The sequence below is a fragment of the Arundinibacter roseus genome, from assembly GCF_004348825.1.
GTDB classification, from domain to species: domain Bacteria; phylum Bacteroidota; class Bacteroidia; order Cytophagales; family Spirosomataceae; genus Arundinibacter; species Arundinibacter roseus.
The window spans coordinates 13,829-37,010 of sequence record NZ_SMJU01000021.1 but is presented as its reverse complement, the minus strand read 5'-3'; the positions used below and the strand labels follow the sequence as shown (position 1 = coordinate 37,010).

The following is a 23,182-nucleotide window of genomic DNA, read 5'->3' as shown; positions in this document are numbered from 1 at the left end:
AATCAATGACTTTTGCTTTTACTAAGTCCTATTTAGTAGTTTATAAAAACTCAGTCTTCCACGGTGCCAAAGCCCACCTTCCCCTGAAAGTTTTGAAAAGCAAATCCACCAATGATATACCTGCCATTGCTGATGCCGCACGTATGATTTCGTGTGATACCGGTAGAATTATCGGTAACCTTCCTGATAAATAGCCATTCAGTACCCTCTCGTTTAAACAAATAGGCCGCACCTTGCTGGTCAATGTCTCCGACAGCGGCGAACGGTGAACCGATCAGGGCATAATCGCCCGAAAGAGCCACACTAGTACCGAAATGATCAAGGGTTTTTCCATTTGGTGCCAGTAGCCTGGCCTGCTGAGACCAGCCACCACCCAGGCGAACAAACACGTAGGCTGCTCCGCGACCGAAAATACTAAAAATACTTTTTGAGTAGCTACCTACCAGCGCATAGTCACCTGACAGAGATACGCTGTAGCCAAACCTGTCCTCAGCCGCGCCGTCACTCGCCAGGAGTCTAGCCTGTTGAGGCCAGGTAGTACTTGACCGCACAAAGACATAGGCCGCACCTTGAATTGCGTTAGACCCAACGGTTTGGCGCGGACTACCCACTACGGCATGAGTTTCCGAAATGGCCACGCCGGCTCCAAACTCATTGTCGGCTGCACCGTCGCCCGCAAGGAGCCGGGCCTGCTGGTACCATGTACTGCCGGACCTTACAAAGACGTAGGCCGATCCCTGATTGGCATTTGCCTCAATGTCATCTTTTGGACTCCCTACCAGGGCATAAATGCCCGAAATGGCAACGCTTGCTCCAAAATTATCGCCCGTCTCGCCGTCCGCAGCATAGAGGACCGGTCGCTGACTCCATACGCTTCCTGAGCGCTCAAACACATAGGCCACTCCCTGGTTTGCATTGGCAAATACGGTAGCATTGGGACTGCCAACCAGGGCGTAGTTGCCCGAAAAAGCCACGCTACTGCCAAACTTATCACCGGCCCTACCACCCGCAATAGTCAGCTTGGTCTGCTGTGTCCAGGAATTACCCGATCGCATAAACACATAAACTGATCCCTGATCAACGTTGGCCCCTATATCATCAGAGGGGCTACCTACCAGGGCATAATCGCCTGAAATAGCCACGCTCGAGCCAAACTCATCCCGAGCTTCTCCATCGGAGGCGGTACGTTCAATAGGGTTGAGAGAGTTATTGGTTGTGAGCGCCAGGGGAAGCCAGTTTTGTCCATCAAAAAGGAAAAACGTGCCTTTATCGACGTCAAAGACAAACGCACCGGCCTGCGGGTTTGCAATCGCCTTTCGCTGTGCGGTTGTCAATCGGGGTGGATAAAAGGCTTTATCAGTTGCCTGTACGTCGAGTGCAGCAGAGGAATGAGGCAAACCGCCCGTACCCAATTGGGCGTAAGCTGTATGGGTAAGTAAAAAGATAAACAGTAGTGTTGTCAGTAGTTTCATTGAGATTGTATTTCAAATTATTCATCCGCTTATTGGTAACCGGAAAATGGACTTTTATCTATGACCTAAGATCGCTGAAAACGCTTGGTTGACTTAAAATTTTCCGTCGGTAATGACCACTTTTGCACCAGTTTTTGAGAGACAGGTAGCCCTAAAAGTACCTTTGGGCACCGTTTTTCCGCCTGCTGTATTGATGGCTGTTACCTCCACCTGTCCATCGGCATCGCCCGAGTAAATAACCGCATTTCGCGAAAACAGAAATCCGTTTCCGGTACGGACTTTGATGGGGTAGCTGCCCGTCTTATTTACTTTCTCAATAACAATTCCTACTGTTTCCTGACTGGAAGCCGAGGCATTAATGGCATTCACTACCAATGTTTCACTATCAATCATTTGGGCGATGACCTGGCCTGACCAGCTAACTCCATCCACTTTCATCGTAACACCGCTCTGGACAGGTGGCACATCTTCCGTCTTTTTGCCACAGGTACCCGCCATAAGAGTCAGGCTGATACTTGCACAAATACTGAGTAATTTCATTCCATTCATGGGTCGTAAGTTTTTTGATAAGCTGATTTATTCTGCTATTGAGTACTGTTGGTGGGTGTGCTGTCACGATACTCACAGTTAGCAAGACCTATTAATTTGTATTTGTGATGGAGAATAATCCATAGAAACAGTGTTGCCTATCGGTATTGGAACAAAACTTCCCGACCTGTAGCGTACCATATTTATAGGTACCTGAACTGCCACGCGCTACTTCTTCGCTGGTTTTCACGACATCTTTCAGCCAGTAATCCCTTGTTTCGACTCGATTCATACCATGGTAGCCCAAGGCAGCAAAGTCGTTGTCTTTATGATTTGTATTTACGTTGAGGGATATTTTTATCAAAACGCGGCCATCCGCCACCACCTTAGGGTCTAGAAAATAAGTACGCTCTGTTCCGATAGCGTTCAGCAATCCACTTTCTACTGAACCTTGCCCTCTGACAGTGGCGAAGTTAACCACTGCCCGCAGGGGATTGCGTCCATCGGGCTGATTCCAAAACATATTCCCAGCCAAATCCGGTGCAGGATTTACGGTTCGGACTAATCTGCGCTGAGCGTCCGTCTCCCATACTTCCACCTGGGCCGTTCCCCAGGCATAGGAGCAGTCGCCGCCGTGAATATCTTCAATGGCTACATTGTGTAGTTTTATCTTTATTCCCTTGCCCGGCTCACACTGACGCTCGGTGTAGGTTGTGGTAGCGCGTATCCCAGCGGTTGCGTCATCGTTTAAGAATTTCATTTCAAAGCTGATGGGGGTTGGTGCCACGTTGGGGTCAAGCCGTAGCCCATTTCGGACATAGCTATTAAACTCACCCAGCTGATTGGGTGACGTAATTTGTACGGAGTTGTTGGCATCTCCCCCAAGGAAATACCCCTGAACCCGCATCGTGGCTAAGGTTTTTTCGTAAGCGACTCGTGCATCAACGTTCACCGAATTGCCTGAGCCGCTATATCGAAAATTAAGGGCTGCCCGGATTGCCTCACTATTCTGGTCCGATTCGATGATCAAATACCCTACACGGCCGTAGTTCACTTTACTCAGATACATAAGATTTGGAGAGGGTGCTCCCGTGACTAACAACCTACCGGGGTAGTTACTATTAACCGTTACCGAAAAATACACTTGTTTTAGCTTCGCTATGAATACGTTTTTCTGCGACTGCTTAAAATAACTAAAACTAGCCTGCAAGTTTACGCCTGAACCCTCGTAACCGGCACCGAGCTCAAATTCCAGCTGTTCATTACTATTCAGTGACTTTACATCTACAAATACATTTGAGGCATTCCGGACATTTTGCGCTCGCCTCATCAGGTTGCTAATTCCACCATAGACGCTTCCCCTGTCCGCTTGCACAGGCTCAACTGGTCGCCGCCCGCTCGTAGATGCCGAAAACATATCCGTTACGATCTCGTAAGGGCGCCGTATGAGGTCACTTGGAGCATTGTAAGTGCCTTCTACGAGGGCATTGTCGTAGTAAATAGCGCCGGGATAAATCTTATCGTTTTGAATACCCAAAACTAATTTTTCAAAATCCCCTTTTTCTTCGCTCACAAGGGCAGTTGTACAATAGCGACCGTTTTCATCAACACTTTTGGCTTCATTAGTACGGGTAATTTTGGGTGGTACAGACGTCCTCGTAATCGCAAATGGCTTGCTTGCCTTTGCTAAAACTGCCGTTTTGGAGGACTTGTTCAGTGGTGCAAACTGAGCATTTGCCAGAGAAAAAATTGAGTAAACCAGGCAAAAAATAAAGGTAGATTTCATGGGTATAGAAAATAAAGAGTAAACATCGGGTAGTAGAATGTATGAACGGATATTACTTTTCCAGCAGAATCTGAGCGCGGGTATTGGCGGCAGGAAGTTGCGGAACGTAGGCGGCGCTATTGATTTGAAAAACATCCCCAAAACTGATTTCTTCAAGCGTGACTCCATTGGCAGTAAAGTTGACGATGCCAAAAGCCGGAATATCCGTCGTTTCGGTACCACCGGCAGTATTGGTCGCCACGACTGTTGCCCCTTCCAACATGGCTACATACCTGACTCCTTCTTTTTTGTATAGGGCAATTACGGCGGATATATTTTTGGATGCGTTGGTGATATTTTCTCCAAAAAAGAGTTTCAAATCAGATTCAACGAGAGGTTGGGTTTCTTCAATGGGCAAGAGTTTATACGTAGAGTTACTTTTGAACCGAATGTATTCCGTCAGATTAGCGGTGTTTTTGTAGTTGGCAAAAGGTTGCGCCTGGTTGACCGTATATTTGGTATCTGTAAATACAATCGTTGCGTTAGCTTTGGCTGTTAGCATAGTGGCCGAAAGATTTTTAGCCGCTTTGATTGTCCACGTACCAATCAGACTTGGGGGAGCCTCCGGTGTAACGTCTTCTTTTTTTGTACAAGAAGCCATCAAAAGTATGACTATGAGAAGGATCAAGAGTTTGTTCATTGTTTGTAGAATAGAGTTGATTCTACAAAGCTAGGAGTAGCCTTTCCGGCCATCAATAACCATTTGGGGGATTTTTCCGACCTTTGAGTGTACGGTTATTGGCAAAGCTTGCTTTATTACAATGCTGATTATCAGACCATTACTTTTATATTCAGCACTGAAAAAATTAGACCATTTACAAAAAATAACCAGTAAGGGTATTTTTTGTAAATTAGCCAGACATACATACACTCACCCATGAACTTTTCTGACAAGCCTTCCTTTCCCCTACATAGTGATTATCTGGACCTTTGGAAAAATATTACAGATACACCTGAGGAAGATAAGGTTCATACGTACGAAGAAAGCTCGAAAGTTTTGGGGCAATATGCCGCCCTGAACAAGCAGATGATTACCATTTACAACATGAAGACTCAGAAGGTGTTGTATATGAGCAGCAACTACCACAGTGTATCGGGCTATACCTGTACGTTGGAAGAATACCAGAAATGGTCGTCATTCTATTTTTTGAGAGACTTGCCTCTTGTTCAGAGTTGGTTTATTATGCAAACCACCCTTTGGTTTAAGAAAGTAGCTCAGCCCCGGATTAGAAAATTTGAAGGGGCAAAATCCATTCAGCTTTACCTGCACAACTTTTCACCACGCCCGCCATCTGCCTCAAAATCTTACCGGTTGAGCATGATTGTGGAAGCTCTGGAAATGGCCGAAAATGGAAGTCCCGTCATCTTTTTAATTGCCAAACAGGACGTCGATAATCTCATCAAGGAGGAAAGTCCATGGTGGGTTGAATTTTGTTTCAATAAGCAGGAGCGGTATCATTATCATGAAGAGTATCGCAAATTCGAGAAAGGAAGTATTCTTTCTGATCGGGAAATTGAGATTCTCCTTCTCATAAAAAAGGGCCTGGAAACCAAAAGCATTGCCGAAAAGCTGGACCTAAGTACACACACCATTGACAAACACCGCAAAAATATGCTTGAACGCACGGGTGCAAAAGACACGACGATGCTCCTGCAAATATGTGAAATGGGCAAAATCGTTTGATGCAGGATATGGAAAAACCACCAATGGATGAACTACCCTTTCATCAGGATTATGTGCAGATGTGGCAGGATATGAACCGTCCGGTTTGGGATAAAGATCCTGGCACTAAGTACAGCGAACTTTCAAAACTGATTGGCCAATATGCAGCCCTGAACAATCAGTTCATTTCTATCTTCAATACAAAAACGCAGAGCGTAGAGTACATGAGTCCGAATTACCTGGATGTGCTGGGCTATACTTGCACCGAAGAAGACTACAAACGCTGGTCTACGCTGTATTGGATGCGCGATTTACCCCTCGCTCAGAGCTGGTTTTTTGTTCAAATGACGCTTTTCTTTAAAAATACCGTTCAACCTAAACTCAAAGCAGCTCAGGACAAGAAAGCACTTACCTGGTACATGCACAATTTTCTATTGACTCCCCCAAACGGACAACTGCATCATATAAGTCTGACAGGCAAAGGGCTCGAACTCATGCCCGATGGAAGCATGCTTGTTATGATGCTGATTATTAAGGATATAAAAATGCTTATAAAAGAAAACAGTCCCTGGTGGGCTGAATTTACGATCAATGAAAACGATCGCTACGTTTTTCATCAGAATGAAAAAAAATTTCAGAAAGGAAGCATCCTGAGCAAACGTGAAAGCGAGATTCTGGAACTGGTTAAAACAGGAAATGACACAAAAATAATTGCAGAAAAATTACACATCAGTCCTCATACCGTAGACAAGCATCGGAAGAACATGATTGAGTTTACGGGAGCCAGGGATATGTCGTCGCTGATTCAGCTGTGTGAGATTGGGAAGATAATTTAGAGACAAAAGGAATCCTTCTTGTTTTTTATGGCCAAACATGCAAAAAGCCCTGTAAGTGATTAGCTTACAGGGCTTTGTTTTGCTTTCGTAGTAGCGGGAGCTGGACTCGAACCAGCGACCTTTGGGTTATGAGCCCAACGAGCTACCAACTGCTCCATCCCGCGGTGTTGTTGAATTGGAGTGCAAATATAGATGCCTTTTTTGTAAAAAACAACTACCTTTGTAAAAAAACATCTTTTATACTTTTTCTTGGATATAAAAATCCAGATCACCTATGTCACAATCTTCTCCTGAAAGCCCCTCGGTAGCACACCGCGCGGGCTTCGTAAGTATCATCGGCAAACCTAATGTAGGAAAGTCAACGCTGATGAATGTGCTGGTCGGCGAAAAACTATCGATCATTACCTCCAAAGCCCAAACCACCCGCCACCGGATTATGGGTATCCTCAATGGCGTGCACGACGGCACTCCCTATCAGCTTGTGTATTCGGATACGCCCGGCGTAGTAACTCCTGCCTACAAGTTGCACGAGTCCATGATGACCTTTGTAAAAGGGTCGCTGGAAGATGCCGATGTGGTACTTTTTGTAACGGAAATTGGCGAAAAGGCCGCTGATCATGAGGTAATTCCGTTGCTCAAACGCGCGGATGCTCCGGTAGTTTTGGTGCTGAACAAAATCGACCTTTCCAACGAAGAAGAGGTAAATGCCAAGATGCAGGAATGGCAGGATATTCTGGCGCCCGCTGCCATTATTCCGATTTCGGCCCTGCTTAACGCCAACGTCCAAACACTTTTTGACGCCATCGTAACCCGCCTGCCCGAACACGAACCGTATTTTGGACAGGACGAACTGACCGACAAACCGGAGCGCTTTTTTGCCTCAGAGATTATCCGCGAAAAAATCTTCATGAATTACCGTCAGGAAATCCCGTATAGCAGCGAGGTAGTAGTGACGGAGTTTAAAGAAAAAGAGGATATTATCGTCATCAGGGCAGAAATCATGGTCGAGCGCCGCAGTCAGAAAGGCATTCTGATTGGGGATAAAGGCTCAATGCTCAAACGAGTTGGAACTCAGGCCCGGCACGACCTCGAACTGTTTTTTGGCAAGAAAGTTTTTCTCGAACAATTCGTGAAAGTTGAGCCGGACTGGCGCAGCAAGGAAGCGAAACTACGGCAGTTTGGCTACTCCGAATAATCAAATTTTGAATGAGTGTCAGGAAAGCCGCATACAGCCCGCTTTCCTGTTGATTCACTCATCCTATCATTCTCTCATGAACACATGGCAAATATTGTATCAATTGTAGGACGCCCCAATGTGGGTAAGTCTACGCTATTTAACCGCCTGATCGAACAACGAAAGGCAATTATGGACAACCAAAGCGGCGTCACGCGTGACCGCCACTATGGCTATGGCGAATGGACCAATCATTACTTTACCGTGATCGACACGGGCGGCTATGTGGTTGGCTCGGAAGATATTTTTGAAGGCGCCATTCGCGATCAGGTTGAACTGGCTATTGAAGAATCTACGGTGGTGCTCTTTATGGTAGACACGATGTCCGGGCTTACCGAGCTCGACAAAGAGTTTGCCAATGTACTGCGCCGCTACAACAAGCCGGTATTTCTGGTGGCCAACAAGGCTGAAACAACGGAACGGTACCAATCCGCAGCGGAGTTTTATGAATTGGGCATTGGCGACGCCATTTACCCCATCTCTTCCCAAACAGGCTTTGGTACGGGTGATTTGTTGGATGAAGTCGTAAAGCATTTTGAAACCGTTGGCATCGAGAACCCCGAAGAAGGCATTCCCCGAATTGCCATCGTGGGCCGGCCAAACGTCGGCAAATCGTCATTTTTGAATGTACTTACGGGTACCGAGCGCAGCATCGTAACCAACATTGCCGGCACAACCCGCGACGCCATTCATACACCATACAAGGCTTTTGGAAAAGAATATATTCTGATTGACACGGCAGGTATCCGGCGTAAATCACGGGTAAAAGAAGACATTGAGTTTTACTCCACGATTCGCTCGGTGAAGGCAATGGAAGAATCGGACGTCTGTATCATTATGCTCGATGCCGAAAAAGGCCTCGAAGGACAGGATATGACGCTGATTGGACAGGCCGACAAGGCCAAGAAAGGCATTGTGCTAATGATCAATAAGTGGGATTTGGTAGAAAAAGACTCCAAAACTGCCGATCAGATGAAAAAGGAAATGCTGGAACGCCTCGCACCCATGAACTACATGCCCGTGATTTTTGCGTCTGTCCTCGAAAAACAGCGGATTTTTCAGGTCATGGAAAAAGCCATGGAAGTCTACGAAAACAAGAGCCGTCGCATTACGACCTCACGTCTGAATGAAGTGATGCAGGAGGAAATTACGAAGTACCCGCCTCCGGCACACCGGGGCAAGCACATCAAAATCAAGTACATGATTCAGTTACCGACGCCCTCACCAACGTTTGTGTTTTTCTGTAATCACCCCAAATACATCAAGGAACCGTACATGCGCTACCTCGAAAACCGCATGCGAGAGCATTTCGACTTTACGGGAGCACCTATCACGCTGTTTTTCCGGGAAAAATAATTTGTATGATTTTGTCTGCTGATGCACCTTACGAGCGCCCCCGTTCCTACTATTGGATGGGGGCGCTCATGGTTTTGGTTGCTGCCTTTTGCTTTGCCTGCAAGGGAATTCTAATTAAAATGGTGTATCAGGAATATCCCGTTGACGCCATTGCTCTGTTGTCGTTGCGGATGTTGTTTTCGTTGCCTTTCTATGTAACTATGGCCTGGTGGCTATCAAAAACCACCCCGGGCGAGCACCTTTGCGCACGCGAATGGCTCTTTCTTGCGCTTGTGGGCATTACGGGCTACTACGTTGCCAGCTATTTGAATTTCCTGGGATTGGTCTACATCACTGCAAGCCTGGAACGAGTCCTGCTGTTTGTATATCCTACCTTTGTTCTGGGATTGGGCGTGGTTGTATTTAAGCGAAAAATTAAACCCATGCAGTATGGCGCCTTGCTACTCACCTACGCAGGCATTGCGCTGGCTTTCTGGCCGAATATCAATTCAGATCAGCAAAAAGATGTATTTCTGGGTGCATTTTGGGTATTGCTGAGCGGATTGGTTTACGCCGTCTATCTCGTAGGAGGCGACCGCATCATGGCGCGTATGGGTTCACAGAAGTTTACCTGTTATGCCATGATAGCCGCCACTGTTCCGACCGTCTTGCACGGCCTGATTCAGCACGGATGGCGCGTATTTCTGAGTTATCCGGCTCCGGTCTATGGCATTAGCGGAATTATGGCAGTTTTTGTAACAGTTTTCCCCACCTTTCTGCTGGCTGAGGGAATCCGCCGGATTGGTTCGGGCAATGCGTCCATTCTGGCAAGCATTGGACCCATTTTTACTATTGTGCTGGCGAGCGTTGTACTTCACGAGCAGATTGATTTCTGGCAGGGATTGGGTACTTTTCTGGTACTCGCCGGTGTATGTTGGATTGGATGGAAAGGCAAAAAAGGGTAGGTAGCTGTTAGCTTTTAGGTTATTAGCTATTAGTTTTTTTTATCTATTTGATTATCAGATTATTAGAATAATACATTCTACCTTAAACACTAAGGCTAAGGTACAAACGAATCCATGTCAATTCCTTTGTAGGCAAAATAATCGCGAAGAACGTAGCGATCCGCTTCGGCCCAGTCGAGGTAGGGCAGTTCTTCGGGCGTGAGCCACAGAATCTGCTCGTGTTCGGTCAGCACAATTGTATCACTTGTAAGGCTGCAAACAAAAGGTACTAATCGAATCGTGCGGGTGTCGTCGTCGCGGTCAGTAACAGGCAGGCGGTCGCCGATCGCTATTTCAACGCTCAATTCTTCCTGTAATTCTCGTCTCAGGCATTCTTCCTCGGTTTCTCCTTCTTCGAGTTTCCCGCCGGGAAACTCCCATTTTAGCGCCAGAGAGCCGCCTTCACTGCGTTGTGCAGCCAAAACTTTGCCGCCCCGTTCCAGTATAGCACAGGGCACTTTGACTAACGGCTTAAAAATCATCTCCGACACAACCATCTTCTTTCCTGAATTTTCCGGTGCAAAAGTACTACAACTACTCGTTACACCCACATTAAGTTTTTAATCTGTTCAGGTTTTTCAGAAAGCAGTGCTTTTTCAGAACAACTCACCGGACCGATAGTTGGGCAAAATTCCCAAATGTCGGTAGGCTTTTTCGGTGGCTTCCCGGCCACGGGCTGTTCGTTTGAGGTAGCCTTCCTGAATCAGAAAAGGCTCATACACTTCTTCTATCGTTTCGGCCTCCTCGCCGCAGGCCGTGGCAATTGTGGATAGCCCCACGGGACCTCCTTTGAATTTTTCGATAATTGTACTCAAAATCCGGTTATCCATTTCATCCAGCCCATTCTGATCGACATCCAGCGCCACGAGTGCGATTTCGGCAATCGCCACCGTGATCCGCCCTTTGCCTTTTACCTGCGCAAAGTCGCGGGTCCGGCGCAGGAGGTTGTTGGCAATGCGGGGGGTACCCCGGCTCCGGCGGGCAATTTCATAGGCGGCCTCTTCATCAATGGGCGAGCCCAGTAGCTGTGCCGAGCGTAAAACGATGGTTGTAAGCAACTTGGCATCATAATATTCCAGCCGTGCGTTGATCCCGAAGCGGGCGCGTAGCGGCGACGTCAGCAGCCCTGCCCGGGTAGTAGCGCCAACGAGCGTAAACGGATTCAGGCCGATTTGTACCGAACGGGCGTTAGGACCGCTGTCCAGCATGATGTCAATTTTGTAATCTTCCATGGCCGAGTACAGATACTCTTCCACGATGGGATTAAGACGGTGAATCTCGTCGATGAACAGCACGTCGTGCGGTTGCAGATTGGTGAGCAGCCCCGCCAGGTCGCTGGGTTTGTCCATCACCGGGCCGGAGGTAATTTTGATATTAGCCCCCAACTCGTTAGCCACAATATGCGAAAGCGTGGTTTTGCCCAGGCCCGGAGGGCCGTGCAATAGGACGTGATCCAGCGCCTCGCCCCGTTGCCGGGCAGCCAACACAAATATTTTCAGGTTTTCTAAAATTTTTTCCTGACCCGTAAAATCTTCAAACGACAACGGGCGCAGCGCCCGCTCTATTTCTTTTTCGGTGGTGGTCAGGCTTTCTCCTTCGCCACTTATATAGTCTTTACGCATCTGTTGTACAGTTGTTTCCGGGATTTTTGCCCGGGCTTATCTTTCCAAAAATACGGATTTTTGATCGGAAAAATGCATCCGTAATTTTAGGAACAGCTGAGCTTATGAATTTTAAAATAAAACTCAATAAAATACCTCTGTATTGTTTTTTTCAATTTTCTGGATGTGTGGCAAATACGTTTTTTCTTCTTCCAGCCTCAAAAACGGATTCCCCCGCAGGTGCAGCGTTTGCAGCTGCGGAATTTCTTCCAGACTTTGCGGAAAAGCCGTAAAGTTATTACCCGAAATATCCAGTTCATTCAGGTTGCGCAGGCCGGAGATTTCCTCGGGAAAAGTACTGAACCAGTTGTATCCAATATCTACAAGTTTCAAATTTCGCATGTCTCCCATGCGGTCGGGCAAAGTACTCAGGCGGTTGTGGTGTGCGTACAGAATTTGCAGGTTTTTCAGGCGATCCATCCGGTCGGGCAGGCGCGTGAGTTCATTGTTGGCAACAGCGAGTTGACTCAGGTTTTTGAGTGAGGTAAGGGAAGCAGGTAACTCCGAAAAGTGATTGTAATACAGATCAAGAATTTCCAGTTTGCGCAGTTTTCGTAAACCTTTGGGCAGGGTTGTCAATTGGCAGCCGTACAAATTCAGATCCTGCAATCGGCGCAAACGGCCAAAACTCCGGTTGCTGAGTTGCAACGCAATGTTTCCGCCCAGCCACAGGCTTTGCAGACGGCGGCTTGCGCGAGCCGCCAAAGGTACGTCGGTCAGCTCATTGCTGTGAAGGGTTAGCAGTTTCAGCGAGCGGTTTTTTGTGAGATGCAGCGAATCCTGATGCAGTCCATTGCTGCGAAGATCGAGCTGTTTCAGCTTTGGCAGACGCTTCATATTCAGCGAAAGACTACGAAGATTATTGCTATGTAAATCAAGTAATTCCAGATTCGGGAATCGGTAGATAACGTCCGGTACCTGGCTAAGATCCAATTGATGAAAATGCAGCGCTTTTATTTTCAGGGTATCTATAATTTTCAGCGCATCCTCAATCGTACTCAGCAGACTATCGCCTCTGCGGATTTCCCGCAATTGTAGGACGCGCCCTTTCATAAAGTAAGCGTAAAATTGTATTTTTTTGCCGCCCGTACTCCTTATTTGCCAGTCTGCCACCCGTTCCGGCAGATACTTTTCCAGCAACACCCCAACTGAATCTTTCTTACCGGCCACCGCATCTACCTCATACAGAGCCAAATCTATTTTTCCTGATTCATTGACAAATAACTGAATACTTACCGCGTAGTCCGTCAGTTTGTATTCTGTGAGCAGTTGTCGGGCTATTGAACTAATGGTTTGACCAAGCTGAATCTGTGATGCATCCGTCAGGCGGGCCGGGTACTTTTGATAAAGCTGATCACGGTCTTTTATAGACTCTTGGGATACCACGCGAGGCTGAGCCAGGGCGCTTGTGGTAAGCCCCAAAAACAGAAGCCAGAGAAGTGGTTTCATGGGGGATATTTTTAGATGAAAAATAGAGAACACAAATATAACTAAAAAATTAGTTGTTAATTGTGTCACGATCAGTTTTTCATTCCGTACCCCGCGTGCTCTATGAAAATTGTAGCGGTTAAATTAAATATCAGGAAGGTTTGTAATGGGATACCTATCGTATGTACATATAACCAAAAATAGTGGTATTAAAAACGCCTTGAAAATTGGTAACTTTGAACAAACACAAATGCTATGGAGAATTTATTGACCCGCATAACGATCAATCCTGCTGTATGTCATGGAAAATAATACCTCTAAAACCCAATGGAGTTACCCCCATCCACCGGCAAGGATACGCCTGTGATGTAGGCGGCTGCTTCGGAACATAGAAATACGGCTGCCAGGCCAATGTCCCGTGGCGCACCTAAACGGGCCATTGGTGTGCGGCTCATGGCGCGGCGCAGGCGGTCGGGGTCGTCGCCCATCGCTTTCAGAAACATGGGCGTTTCGATGAAACCCGGAGCAATGGCGTTGATCCGGACATTATGCGGAGAAAACTCAGAAGCCAGAATCTTAATCATGCCTTCCAGTGCCGTTTTGGATGCTCCGTACGCCACTACGCGGTCAATGCCATAGTAGGCGGCCATCGACGAGATCATCAAAATACTTCCACTTTTGCGGGCAATCATCCCCCGGGCGCACTCGCGGGTGAGCGAAAACACAGCGTGAAGATTGGTAGACAATATCCGATCGAAATCTTCGTCAGTAACGTCTAACGCGGGTTTTTTCATGTTTATCCCGGCATTATTTACCAGAATATCAATCGCTCCCAGCGTTTGCTCAATCTCCTGTACCAGGGCTGGCAATCCGGCACGGTTGGTTACGTCGTTGACGATGTAGGAGGCCATTGGACCCAGCTCAGCCACGGCTTGCTGCAAGACTTCTTCCCGGCGGCCCGTCAGGACGACCCGCGCGCCAGCTTCTACAAAACAGCGGGCTGAGGCCAGGCCAATGCCCGAGCCACCACCCGTAATAAGCGCTAGTTTCCCATTCAATCCAAAGGGCAATTCTGCTGTATTCACTTTCTAATTTTGGGTTAAATAAGTAATCGTGCAAATTGATTTATTTAATTACTGATAAATACTTGCACCTATATAGTTTTCATTAAAAAGACCATGCAATACTGGAACAAATACTTGATTATGAGCAAGATAACACCCTAATAGCTAATAAACTAATTGCTAACAGCTCTTTAACTATTTCATCTTAATATGCTCCGTACCGTAGGGTTTTCGTTGCGGGCGGCTCAGCATGGCGTTAGCTTCTGTGTCATTTTTAAAACGCTCCGCAACAGGATCCCATTCGAGTGCGCGGGGCAATTTCATGGCAATGTGGCTAATTAGACAAACCGAACAAGCCCGGTGCCCTATTTCTACTGGCGAAATCGGTTGTTTGCGGCTTTGGATGCATTCGAGCCAATTGCCGTGTTGTTCGTCGCTCTTGTAGAGGTGAATTTCCTTTTCGCCAATTTCTGATTTCAGAATCCGCGGATCGCTGGCATCAAGCGCTTTTTTACTATTTTCCTGGCTCACCGGATCACTTGATGAGGCGACGTAATTTCCTCTTGAAACAAAAATCCAGCCGTCAGTTCCCTCGTAGCGAATGCCGTTGGGATAGCCTCCACTTGTATACATGGTAATGCCGTTGGCGTACTCGGCTTTTACCATAAAATCCCCGTGAACATTCCACAGACCGGCGCGCGGAAACTCGGCCACTGCTTCCACCCGAATCGGCCCCGTCAGCTCGGTATCCATGCCCCAGGCGGCGGAGTCGAAGTGATGCTGCCCCCAACCTGTAATCATACCGGCTCCAAACTGTTCCATGCGCAGCCAACCCGGGCGGCCGTAGCCTTTTTGCGGATGAACGGCTATTTCGGTATAGGGGATTTCGGGAGTTGAGCCCAGCCAGGCATCAAAATTCAGGTTTTTGGGTACAGGCATCGTCGGTGCATCCGGCCCCGACGGATCACCAGGCAATCCTACCCGCACGGTATGCAGCTTGCCAATACGGCCATTGCGCACCAGTTCTGCGGCCAAACGGAACTGGGGCGATGATCGCTGCTGCGTTCCTACCTGTAAAATCGTTCCTTTTTGTTGGATAATGTTGCTCAGCGTCCGGCCTTCGGCAATGGTAAGTGAAGTTGGTTTTTGCAGATAGACGTCTTTTCCCGCCAAAGCGGCCTCGATAGCTGGCTGCGAGTGCCAATGATCGGGCGTACTGATAATAACTGCGTCAATGTCTTTGTTAAGGAGCATGTCGCGGTAGTCACCATACATCTGTACATCGACATACGTACTGCTGCCGGTTTTTTTGGTGTAATAGCCTTCGATCAGTTTTTTGCCATCAGCCATGCGATTGCTGTCAACGTCGCTGACGGCCATAATCCGGGCGATTTCGTGTTGCCAGGTACCGGGCAAGTCGTGATCACGGGCAATGCGCCCACAGCCAATTTGACCAATATTTATTTTATTGCTCGGTGCATTTTTTCCAAAAACACTTGATGGAACAATCGTTGGAAAACCCAAAGCTACCCCCGTGGCTCCGGCCAGGGTTTTGGTTAAAAAATCTCTACGCTCCATTGGTTCAAAAGGTTTGGTTTAGTTTTAATACGACTCTTTTTCCTGAATTGGATTTAGCGAAGCTGATAAATTTCTACCAACTTTTTCAGTTCGTCGAGTGAGCGTTCAGGCGTAGGATAAGGCGCCGGAATTGGTCTTTTAGCATAGGTTTGAAAATACAGCACACAGGCATCCCGCCAGTTGAGAGCCTCGCGGTGCTGCACGGCCAACCGACCGGCTACATCGTCAAAAATCTCTTCATCTATATGATTTTCAACACTTTTCCACTGCTTTTGCAGGTCTGCTACTCCGTTGACTCCTTCATAGTAACGTGTACACAACTCATTCCAAAGCGTTTGCCCGGTAGACAAGCGGGTGTCCCAGGCTACGTGATGAAACCACAGCAGGTAGGGCAGCGGGCAAGTGGCGGGGTTGTTCCATTGCGCCTGTACTTCGGGACGGTAGAGCGTGAGGGCGTTACTACCGGAGGCTGTTCGGTCAAACCCCAGCCCCAGCGAGTCGGCCCGGTGGTAGTAAATCGACGTCCAGTCGGGGCGCCGACTCCGTTCGAGCCAGGGCTCGGGTCCAAAGTGAATGTTCTGCCCCATGATGTGATGCAGGCCCAGCGGTGTAGTAAAGTTAACGTAGGTTTCATGCGAAACGAGCAACATTTCTCGGATCGTTTTAACAGCAGAAGGCACACGGGTCAGCGTCATTTTGATCCATTCATCAGCCAGTGTTTCTTCCGAAAGGCCATGATCCCAGGCCAGTCGGCCAAAAGAATACCAGTTGGCCTGCGACATAAAATGCCCCGTCCAGTTGCGGTCAGAGCCCGTGTTGGCCACGCCCGCAATAGCCGTCAGCGGGTACTGATGAGCGCTACCATCAATCACTTTTGCCACGGTTGTTCCTTTTCCGTTGGCGTAGGTATCGCTTTCCAGACATTCTTTATACATACTTGCCAGGAAGGTTAGATTGGTAGTAAAACCGAGGTATTCCTGCGTAATCTGAAACTCCATGGCAAGGGGCGTTTTGGGCATTGCGCCAAACAACGGCGAAAAAGGCTCGCGCGGCTGAAAGTCGATGGGGCCATTTTTGACCTGTACAATCACATTTGAATCAAACTGTCCATCCAGCGGTTTAAACTCATTGTACGCTTCTTTGAACCGATCTCCCTGCGGGTTGGGGCTGTACACAAAAGCTCGCCAAATGACCACGCCCCCCTGTGGAGCCACGGCTTTGGCCAGCATATTGGCGCCATCGGCGTGGGTGCGTTTATAATCCTGCGGGCCGGGCTCTCCTTCCGAATTTGCCTTCACCAAAAAACCTCCAAAGTCCGGAATGAGCGTATAAATCTCTTTGGCTTTGTCTTTCCACCACTGCTGTACCTGCGGGTCCAGCGGATCAGACGTTTTTAGTTCGGGTGTTTCCCATTTACCCAAAATACGCGGAGCAGCAAAATTAACCGACAAAAACACCTTGATGCCATACGGACGAAACACATCTGCCAGCGCCTTCACTTTTATCAGGTACTCTGCCGTCATAAATCGGGCGCTAGCGTTCACGTTATTGACCGCCACGGCATTGATTCCGATGGAAGCGTTGGCGCGGGCATAATCTTCGTAGCGTGGGTCCATGCGCTCGGGCAGTTCATACCATTTCCATAGCGACGAGCCTGCGTAGCCCCGCTCGATGGTCCCCAGCACGTTGTCCCAGTGATTGAGCATTCGCAGCTGAATTTTTGGATTGCTCACCAGATCAAGCCCCGTCAGCGAGCCCAGGGTTTGCAGGTGGCGCAGCAGTCCAAATGTGCCATAGAGCAATCCTTTTTCTGTTTTTGCTTCAATAATCGTTTGCTTCCCTTTGCGATACAAGTGGTAGCCTTCTGCGTCCAGTTTGGCAGAAGGGTTTAGCGTAAATACAACTCCATTTTCAGAAATAGACACAGATGTTTGAAGAGTTATTTTCTTGTTTAAAAGCCCTTCCAGCCCTTTTCTCAATTCCTTCACTGCCGTTTGCGCAACGGGCGAATCCGATGGCGGAGGGGCAATTGCAGTTAGCAGCGCGGTGTATTCTTTTTGAACGGCACTCACCGGAAGCGGATCGTATTTTAGCCAAAGCCGGTAGCCATCGTCGGCAAGGGCCGACAACAGGCATCCGCCCAGCAGCAAAAGTGTCAGAAACGTACGGCGAATGGCCAATTCCAGCCCACGCAACTCGGCAAGCCCTTTAAGCCGGCCAATGGCCGAATAGCCCGGATAGGTCTTTTTATGCAGATCATCCAGCATCTGATGCCCGTGATCCGGCCGCATAGGCAATGCTTTGGCAGCAACACCGTCGGTCGTATTTTGCTTTTCTTCCATCACAAATGTTTTAATTACTTCGTACATATCCACATCACCTTCCAGATGGGCGGCCTCATGAAAATTCCGGGGATTGGCCTCGCGTTTGGTGGTACGCAGGTGTACAAAATGAATTCGGTCGTAAAATCGCCGGATCATGGCCGTCAGGTCGTTGTCGGGACGAATGCCGAGCGAGCCGGTACAAAACGTAATACCGTTGGCCGATACCGGGCAGGCTTCCAGGAGTTGGGCAAGATCCTCTTCGGTACTTACGACTCGCGGCAGTCCGAGCAATGGAAACGGCGGATCGTCGGGATGTATGCATAGTTTCAGGCCTAATTCCTCTGCCAAAGGTGCCACCTGCTGAATGAAATAGTAGAGATTTTGCCGGAGTTCGGCATCGCCAATAAGTTGATACTGATCCAGTAAACTTTGGAAAGAGCGTAACTCAAAGGCTTCTTCTGAACCCGGTAAACCAAGCAAAACAGTGTTGGTTAGTTCAAGAATCTGTTCGGGTGTAAGCTGCTCAAACTGATGCCGGGCTGCCTTTTGAACTTCTGTGCTGTACGCCTTTTCTGCTTCGGGACGTTGCAAAATAAAGAGATCAAAAAGCGCAAAATCCTGCCATACAAAACGCAGGGCACCTGCTCCATCGGGCATGGCAAAGTTCAGATCTGTACGTGACCAATCAAGTACAGGCATAAAATTGTAGCATACCGTTGTGATGCCGCAGGCTGCCAGATTACGTAGTGATTCCTGATAGTTGTGTATCAGAATATCCCGACCTGGCAGCCCTTTTTTGATGTCTTCGTGAACCGGCAGACTTTCTACTACTACCCAATGAAGTGGTGAAAAAAAGTCATTGTTTTGCTCAATCAGTTCTTTCCGATTAGTAATCTCGGCAACCGACCACACGTCTCCTACCGGAATATGATGCAGTGCCGTGACGACCCCGGCGCAGCCCGCCTGCCGGATGTCCATCAGCGAAACGGGATCGTGTGGGCCAAACCACCGCATAGATTGTTTAAAACTCATTCTTATAAAATTACAATTTATAGTTCTTCCTTAGTTCGAATCAAGCATGATTCAATCAGCTCATTATGTCAAAAGATACCGGAATTTAAATGCAAATCAATAGTCTAATCGTACTATTTTTAATAAAAAACAAGGAAAACCTATCGGGATCGTTAACGAAAACGATCCCGATAGGCAAGAAAATTAGTAGTAAAAATATACGTAGTTGCCTTTTTAGTTTCAGGAGTAATTGTAAAAGGAGTCTGAAAAACCGGATAGTTTATTTTTTAAGTACAATTCAATAACATGGTCTCGTGTCCCCAATGTTCAGGAAAAGAAGGTCTTCAGCGGGCTGGATTTGTGCGGGGAAAGCAGCGCTTTTTTTGTGGCGCCTGTCGCTATCATTTTACGGTGCAGTCGGAAATACTCCCCAAGAAGAAACGGCATCAAACCACGATTCTGGACATAGCCGCCTTTTTGGGGATTTCGGCATCAACGGTTTCGCGGGCTTTGCTCAACCGTTACGGGATTAGTGAGGCTACGCGCGCTGAGGTGCTACGAGTTGCACAAGAGCTTGATTATCAGCCAAATTTACTGGCGCAAAGTCTGAGCAACCAGGAAACGCACACAATCGGTGTAATTATTCCCGACATCGAACGTCCTTTTTTCGCATCCGTAGTGAGCGGTATTCAGCAGGTAGCTTCCGAGTCGGGCTACCGGGTGATGGTATGCCAATCCAACGAGTCGCATCAGGTGGAAGTGGCTAACGTGCAGGCATTGGTAGCGAGTCGCGTGGATGGATTATTGATTTGCCATTCTACCGAAACCACCACCTTTGAACACATCCGGCTTCAGCACCGCAAAGGCATCCCGATTGTGCATTTCGACCGGGTGTGCGAAGATATTGATACCTCGAAAGTAGTGCAGGATGACTTTGGCGGCGGGGCAGCCGTGGCTACACATCTGATTCAGGAAGGGCACCGTCGATTTGCGATTTTGGCCGGCCCCGAAAATCTGCTTATCAGCAGGCACCGGGTGGATGGATTTTTGCACGTTTTGAAGCAGGAGGGAATCGCCCCGGAAGAAGTCATGATTTGTCACAGTCAGTTTAAACCGGCGGAGGCATTGCACGCCTTGCACAGCTGGCGCACCTTGCCGCAACCGCCCGAAGCGGTGTTTTGTGTGCACTACGGAAACGCCATCGATATGATGATGGAAATGAAAAAAAACGGGGGGCAAATTCCGCAGGAACTGGCCTTTGCGGGTTTTGGTGAAGACAAACTGGCCGCGGTTATTGAACCCGGCCTGACTACCGTGCATCAGCACCCAATTGAAATTGGCCGTCAGGCCGCTCTTTTATTTTTAGAACAAATTCTGGCGGCAGACGATTTTGTCCCCATCACACGGCAGATTCGGGGCGAGTTGATTGTCCGGCAATCGTCGGTGCGGAAACGCTAAAAAAAATAAAAATATCTCTTGCCATACAAAAACTTCTTTTTGTTCTAAATACAACTCCTTTGAAAAAACTCGTAACTTTGCGGGCAATTTGTTGAAACCGTTTCAATTACTTTAATTTTTTATTGCAATGTACGCAGTAACAGAGCAAACCCGGTCATTGGCCGACCGCATCAACGCCCTCGAAGAATCTTCGACCCTGGCGATGACAAAAAAGGCCCGGGAACTGGCCGCCGAAGGCCACAAGGTCATCAGCCTGAGTGTTGGTGAGCCCGATTTTAAAACCCCCGAACACATTTGTGAAGCCGCTAAGAAAGCCATCGACGATGGGTTTCACGGGTACTCGCCCGTAGCAGGCTACCCCGATCTGCGCAAGGCAATTGCCGATAAATTGAAACGTGATAACAATATAGACTGGAAACCCGAGAATATCGTGGTTTCGACCGGTGCCAAACATTCGCTTGCCAATGTCATTCAGGTATTGGTCAATCCGGGCGATGAGGTACTGATTTTTGCTCCTTATTGGGTGAGTTATTCCGAAATGGTGAAACTGGCCGAAGGCAAGTCGGTTATTTTGGAAGGTGCTTTTGACAACGACTTCAAAGTTACTCCCCAACAACTGGAAGCTGCCATCACGCCACGCACAAAAGTGGTTATGTACGCTTCGCCAAACAATCCCACGGGGTCGGTTTATTCGGAGGCAGAGCTTCGGGCGCTGGCGGATGTTCTCGAAAAACACGAGAATGTGTACGTGCTGGCGGACGAAATTTATGAGTACATCAATTTCACCGAAGAAGGTCATTTCAGCATGGGAGCTATCCCGGCCATGAAAGAACGCGTCATTACGGTTAATGGCGTAGCCAAAGGGTTTGCCATGACGGGCTGGCGCATCGGCTTCATTGGTGCTGCCAAATGGATTGCCGAAGGGGTGGAGAAATTGCAGGGACAGGTAACTTCGGGTACAAATTCTATTGCGCAGAAGGCCGCCGTTGCCGCCTTCAACGGACCTTTGGATGCCACCAAAAAAATGACCGAAGCCTACGCCCGTCGCCGGGATTTGGTGGTTGGTTTACTGAAAGAAATTCCTGGCTTCAAAGTCAATGTGCCCCAGGGAGCGTTCTATGCATTTCCTGATGTAAGTTTTTATTTTGGTAAATCTGACGGTAAAAATCTGATCAAAGATTCGGACGATTTTTCGTTGTGGTTGCTCAACAATTCCTTTGTTTCAACCGTAGCGGGCTCAGGCTTTGGTGCGCCAAACTGCATTCGGATTTCGACGGCAGCGTCTGACGAAGCCCTCACAGAAGCCGTTACCCGCATAAAAGATGCCGTGGCAACTTTGTCCTGATAGTATAAGTATAGAATCAAAGAGGCCTTGCAGCGACCGTTGCAGGGCTTCTTTGGTTTAGCACATTTGCCTTTCGCTGTAAACTTTCCTCAACCACTCTCGGTTATAGCATTCTGATAAAAACAACCTTACTCAACAGGGCGTAAAGTCTTATCTGCTAAGTTTGTAAAAAACTGTTTTAAATACCTTTGAACTGCGATTTCAGAAACAATGAGCAAATATCTTTTTTTAAAAGTTAAAGAAATAGAGCGCGAAACCCCCGACGCTGTAACGATTCACTTCTGGCATCCAATCAATGAGGTAGTGAAGTATAAACCGGGGCAATTTCTGACATTGCTGCTGCCGCACGAAGGAACCAAAGTCCGGCGCTCGTACTCCATGTCGAGTTCTCCCTATACAGATGTTTCGCTCGCAATCACGGTCAAACGCATTCCCGGTGGCTTTGCTTCCAACTACCTCAACGACCACCTGAAAGTGGACGATGCGCTCGAAGTACTTGAACCGATGGGGCATTTTGGTCCTGTAATAGATGCCGAAAAAGCCCGCACGGTGGTGCTAATCGGAGCGGGGAGTGGCATCACGCCGCTGGTTTCTATCGCAAAGTCGGTGCTGATGGTTGAGCCCGAAAGCGTGGTGTATATGCTGTATGGCAACAGAAACCAGGAAAGTATTATTTTTAAAGATAAACTCGATGCGCTGAAAGCCAAGTATGGCGATCGCTTTCAATTGGTTTATACACTCAGTCAGCCAACAGGCGAATGGACGGGCGAAACGGGACGATTGAATAAAACGCAGATTCTGAAAATTCTGGAAACGCTGCCCGTGCCGGACCCGGCCGTTACGGACTACTATTTGTGCGGGCCCGATGATATGATGGAAGAAGCCCGCCGGGCGCTTGATATTCAGGAAATTAATCCCGACCAAATTCATAAAGAAAGCTTTTTGACCGCCACCACCGCCAAAGCACAGGGAGACGTGGCGGTAGTTGCTGCCGACGACGATGCCGAAGAAGGCGCCAAAGGACATGAGGTAACAGTACTGTATGAAGGCTCCGAATATAAATTTCGGGTAGAACCTCACCAAACCGTGCTTGAAGCCGCCCTTGATCTTGACATTGACTTGCCCTATTCCTGTCAGGCAGGCATGTGCACGGCCTGCATGGGGCGGTGCGTGTCGGGAAAGGTACATTTGGATGAAGAAGATGCGCTGTCGAAGGCTGAGCTGGAAGCCGGTTTTATCCTGACCTGCGTGGCTCATCCCATGAGCGACGATGTCGTGCTGGAATTGGAGTAGTGCTTGTTAGTACGTTTTTATTTTGTCATGAAATTGATTTTCGCTTTTCTACTGACTATTTATTTTAGTTCCAGTGCATTATTCTTCTTTTGATTATTGATGAGTGAATTGAAATGTAAATAA

At 48.0% G+C, this 23,182-nt stretch carries 18 protein-coding genes and 1 tRNA gene; 8 read left to right on the top strand and 11 right to left on the bottom strand.

Annotation, left to right across the window (positions count from 1 at the left end; all coding sequences use genetic code 11):
- Positions 1–50: 50 nt before the first annotated feature.
- The 4 genes from EZE20_RS22615 to EZE20_RS22600 all read right to left on the bottom strand — a co-directional run bounded on the left by EZE20_RS22615 (position 51) and on the right by EZE20_RS22600 (position 4,465).
- Positions 51–1,472 (bottom strand): FG-GAP repeat protein, encoded by a 1,422-nt coding sequence (locus EZE20_RS22615; RefSeq protein ID WP_132122058.1) that lies wholly within the window; start codon positions 1,470–1,472, stop codon positions 51–53.
- A gap of 93 nt (positions 1,473–1,565) precedes the next feature.
- Complete coding sequence (locus EZE20_RS22610; RefSeq protein ID WP_132122056.1) at positions 1,566–2,021, bottom strand: DUF6252 family protein; 456 nt, start codon at positions 2,019–2,021, stop codon at positions 1,566–1,568.
- 91 nt (positions 2,022–2,112) lie between these two features.
- Positions 2,113–3,786, bottom strand: coding sequence for a thiol-activated cytolysin family protein (locus EZE20_RS22605; RefSeq protein ID WP_165933554.1), 1,674 nt, complete (start codon positions 3,784–3,786; stop codon positions 2,113–2,115).
- A gap of 52 nt (positions 3,787–3,838) precedes the next feature.
- Positions 3,839–4,465 carry a hypothetical protein gene (locus tag EZE20_RS22600; protein WP_132122052.1) on the bottom strand — a complete coding sequence of 209 codons (627 nt, stop codon included), beginning with the start codon at positions 4,463–4,465 and terminating at the stop codon, positions 3,839–3,841.
- Positions 4,466–4,702: 237 nt separating this feature from the next.
- On the opposite strand from EZE20_RS22600, the gene EZE20_RS22595 reads away from it, so the two are divergent.
- Positions 4,703–5,509: a response regulator transcription factor gene (locus EZE20_RS22595; protein WP_132122050.1), complete on the top strand. Its 807-nt coding sequence runs from the start codon at positions 4,703–4,705 to the stop codon at positions 5,507–5,509.
- A gap of 8 nt (positions 5,510–5,517) precedes the next feature.
- On the top strand, positions 5,518–6,324 hold the full coding sequence (locus EZE20_RS22590; protein WP_165933553.1) for a helix-turn-helix transcriptional regulator: 807 nt from the start codon (positions 5,518–5,520) through the stop codon (positions 6,322–6,324).
- Positions 6,325–6,415: 91 nt separating this feature from the next.
- Here the strand turns inward: EZE20_RS22590 and EZE20_RS22585 are convergent.
- Positions 6,416–6,488, bottom strand: a tRNA-Met gene (locus tag EZE20_RS22585).
- Between the two features lie 110 nt (positions 6,489–6,598).
- Between EZE20_RS22585 and era the strand changes: the two genes are divergently transcribed.
- From era to EZE20_RS22570, 3 genes are all read left to right on the top strand, one after another.
- The gene (gene era / locus EZE20_RS22580) at positions 6,599–7,519 is read left to right on the top strand and encodes a GTPase Era (protein WP_132122046.1); all 921 of its coding nucleotides are present in this window, start codon (positions 6,599–6,601) and stop codon (positions 7,517–7,519) included.
- Positions 7,520–7,603: 84 nt separating this feature from the next.
- Positions 7,604–8,914, top strand: coding sequence for a ribosome biogenesis GTPase Der (gene der / locus EZE20_RS22575; RefSeq protein ID WP_132122044.1), 1,311 nt, complete (start codon positions 7,604–7,606; stop codon positions 8,912–8,914).
- A 5-nt stretch (positions 8,915–8,919) separates the two neighbouring features.
- Complete coding sequence (locus EZE20_RS22570; protein ID WP_132122043.1) at positions 8,920–9,858, top strand: DMT family transporter; 939 nt, start codon at positions 8,920–8,922, stop codon at positions 9,856–9,858.
- Positions 9,859–9,953: 95 nt separating this feature from the next.
- Here the strand turns inward: EZE20_RS22570 and EZE20_RS22565 are convergent, their stop codons facing one another.
- The 6 genes from EZE20_RS22565 to uxuA all read right to left on the bottom strand — a co-directional run bounded on the left by EZE20_RS22565 (position 9,954) and on the right by uxuA (position 18,966).
- Positions 9,954–10,355 (bottom strand): (deoxy)nucleoside triphosphate pyrophosphohydrolase, encoded by a 402-nt coding sequence (locus EZE20_RS22565; RefSeq protein WP_262709672.1) that lies wholly within the window; start codon positions 10,353–10,355, stop codon positions 9,954–9,956.
- A 138-nt stretch (positions 10,356–10,493) separates the two neighbouring features.
- Positions 10,494–11,519, bottom strand: coding sequence for a Holliday junction branch migration DNA helicase RuvB (gene ruvB, locus EZE20_RS22560; protein WP_132122041.1), 1,026 nt, complete (start codon positions 11,517–11,519; stop codon positions 10,494–10,496).
- Between the two features lie 123 nt (positions 11,520–11,642).
- The gene (locus EZE20_RS22555) at positions 11,643–13,007 is read right to left on the bottom strand and encodes a leucine-rich repeat domain-containing protein (protein ID WP_132122039.1); all 1,365 of its coding nucleotides are present in this window, start codon (positions 13,005–13,007) and stop codon (positions 11,643–11,645) included.
- Between the two features lie 296 nt (positions 13,008–13,303).
- Complete coding sequence (locus EZE20_RS22550; protein WP_132122037.1) at positions 13,304–14,071, bottom strand: SDR family NAD(P)-dependent oxidoreductase; 768 nt, start codon at positions 14,069–14,071, stop codon at positions 13,304–13,306.
- Positions 14,072–14,245: 174 nt separating this feature from the next.
- Positions 14,246–15,628 (bottom strand): Gfo/Idh/MocA family protein, encoded by a 1,383-nt coding sequence (locus EZE20_RS22545; RefSeq protein WP_132122035.1) that lies wholly within the window; start codon positions 15,626–15,628, stop codon positions 14,246–14,248.
- A 53-nt stretch (positions 15,629–15,681) separates the two neighbouring features.
- Positions 15,682–18,966: a mannonate dehydratase gene (gene uxuA / locus EZE20_RS22540; protein WP_132122100.1), complete on the bottom strand. Its 3,285-nt coding sequence runs from the start codon at positions 18,964–18,966 to the stop codon at positions 15,682–15,684.
- Positions 18,967–19,269: 303 nt separating this feature from the next.
- Here uxuA and EZE20_RS22535 point away from each other — a divergent pair, with 303 nt between their 5' ends.
- The 3 genes from EZE20_RS22535 (at position 19,270) to EZE20_RS22525 (ending at position 23,059) form a co-directional block, all read left to right on the top strand.
- A complete protein-coding gene (locus EZE20_RS22535; RefSeq protein ID WP_132122033.1) occupies positions 19,270–20,421 on the top strand; it encodes a substrate-binding domain-containing protein in 1,152 nt (383 codons plus the stop codon).
- 127 nt (positions 20,422–20,548) lie between these two features.
- The gene (locus tag EZE20_RS22530) at positions 20,549–21,766 is read left to right on the top strand and encodes a pyridoxal phosphate-dependent aminotransferase (RefSeq protein WP_132122031.1); all 1,218 of its coding nucleotides are present in this window, start codon (positions 20,549–20,551) and stop codon (positions 21,764–21,766) included.
- A 210-nt stretch (positions 21,767–21,976) separates the two neighbouring features.
- Complete coding sequence (locus EZE20_RS22525; RefSeq protein WP_132122029.1) at positions 21,977–23,059, top strand: ferredoxin--NADP reductase; 1,083 nt, start codon at positions 21,977–21,979, stop codon at positions 23,057–23,059.
- Positions 23,060–23,182: the final 123 nt, after the last annotated feature.

Bases quoted from the DNA above. Each gene is read 5' to 3' on its own strand.
- EZE20_RS22615 (WP_132122058.1), bottom strand. From the start codon at position 1,472: ATGAAACTACTGACAACACTACTGTTTATCTTTTTACTTACCCATACA.
- EZE20_RS22610 (WP_132122056.1), bottom strand. From the start codon at position 2,021: ATGAATGGAATGAAATTACTCAGTATTTGTGCAAGTATCAGCCTGACT.
- EZE20_RS22605 (WP_165933554.1), bottom strand. From the start codon at position 3,786: ATGAAATCTACCTTTATTTTTTGCCTGGTTTACTCAATTTTTTCTCTG.
- EZE20_RS22600 (WP_132122052.1), bottom strand. From the start codon at position 4,465: ATGAACAAACTCTTGATCCTTCTCATAGTCATACTTTTGATGGCTTCT.
- EZE20_RS22595 (WP_132122050.1), top strand. From the start codon at position 4,703: ATGAACTTTTCTGACAAGCCTTCCTTTCCCCTACATAGTGATTATCTG.
- EZE20_RS22590 (WP_165933553.1), top strand. From the start codon at position 5,518: ATGGAAAAACCACCAATGGATGAACTACCCTTTCATCAGGATTATGTG.
- era (WP_132122046.1), top strand. From the start codon at position 6,599: ATGTCACAATCTTCTCCTGAAAGCCCCTCGGTAGCACACCGCGCGGGC.
- der (WP_132122044.1), top strand. From the start codon at position 7,604: ATGGCAAATATTGTATCAATTGTAGGACGCCCCAATGTGGGTAAGTCT.
- EZE20_RS22570 (WP_132122043.1), top strand. From the start codon at position 8,920: ATGATTTTGTCTGCTGATGCACCTTACGAGCGCCCCCGTTCCTACTAT.
- ruvB (WP_132122041.1), bottom strand. From the start codon at position 11,519: ATGCGTAAAGACTATATAAGTGGCGAAGGAGAAAGCCTGACCACCACC.
- EZE20_RS22555 (WP_132122039.1), bottom strand. From the start codon at position 13,007: ATGAAACCACTTCTCTGGCTTCTGTTTTTGGGGCTTACCACAAGCGCC.
- EZE20_RS22545 (WP_132122035.1), bottom strand. From the start codon at position 15,628: ATGGAGCGTAGAGATTTTTTAACCAAAACCCTGGCCGGAGCCACGGGG.
- uxuA (WP_132122100.1), bottom strand. From the start codon at position 18,966: ATGCGGTGGTTTGGCCCACACGATCCCGTTTCGCTGATGGACATCCGG.
- EZE20_RS22535 (WP_132122033.1), top strand. From the start codon at position 19,270: ATGGTCTCGTGTCCCCAATGTTCAGGAAAAGAAGGTCTTCAGCGGGCT.
- EZE20_RS22530 (WP_132122031.1), top strand. From the start codon at position 20,549: ATGTACGCAGTAACAGAGCAAACCCGGTCATTGGCCGACCGCATCAAC.
- EZE20_RS22525 (WP_132122029.1), top strand. From the start codon at position 21,977: ATGAGCAAATATCTTTTTTTAAAAGTTAAAGAAATAGAGCGCGAAACC.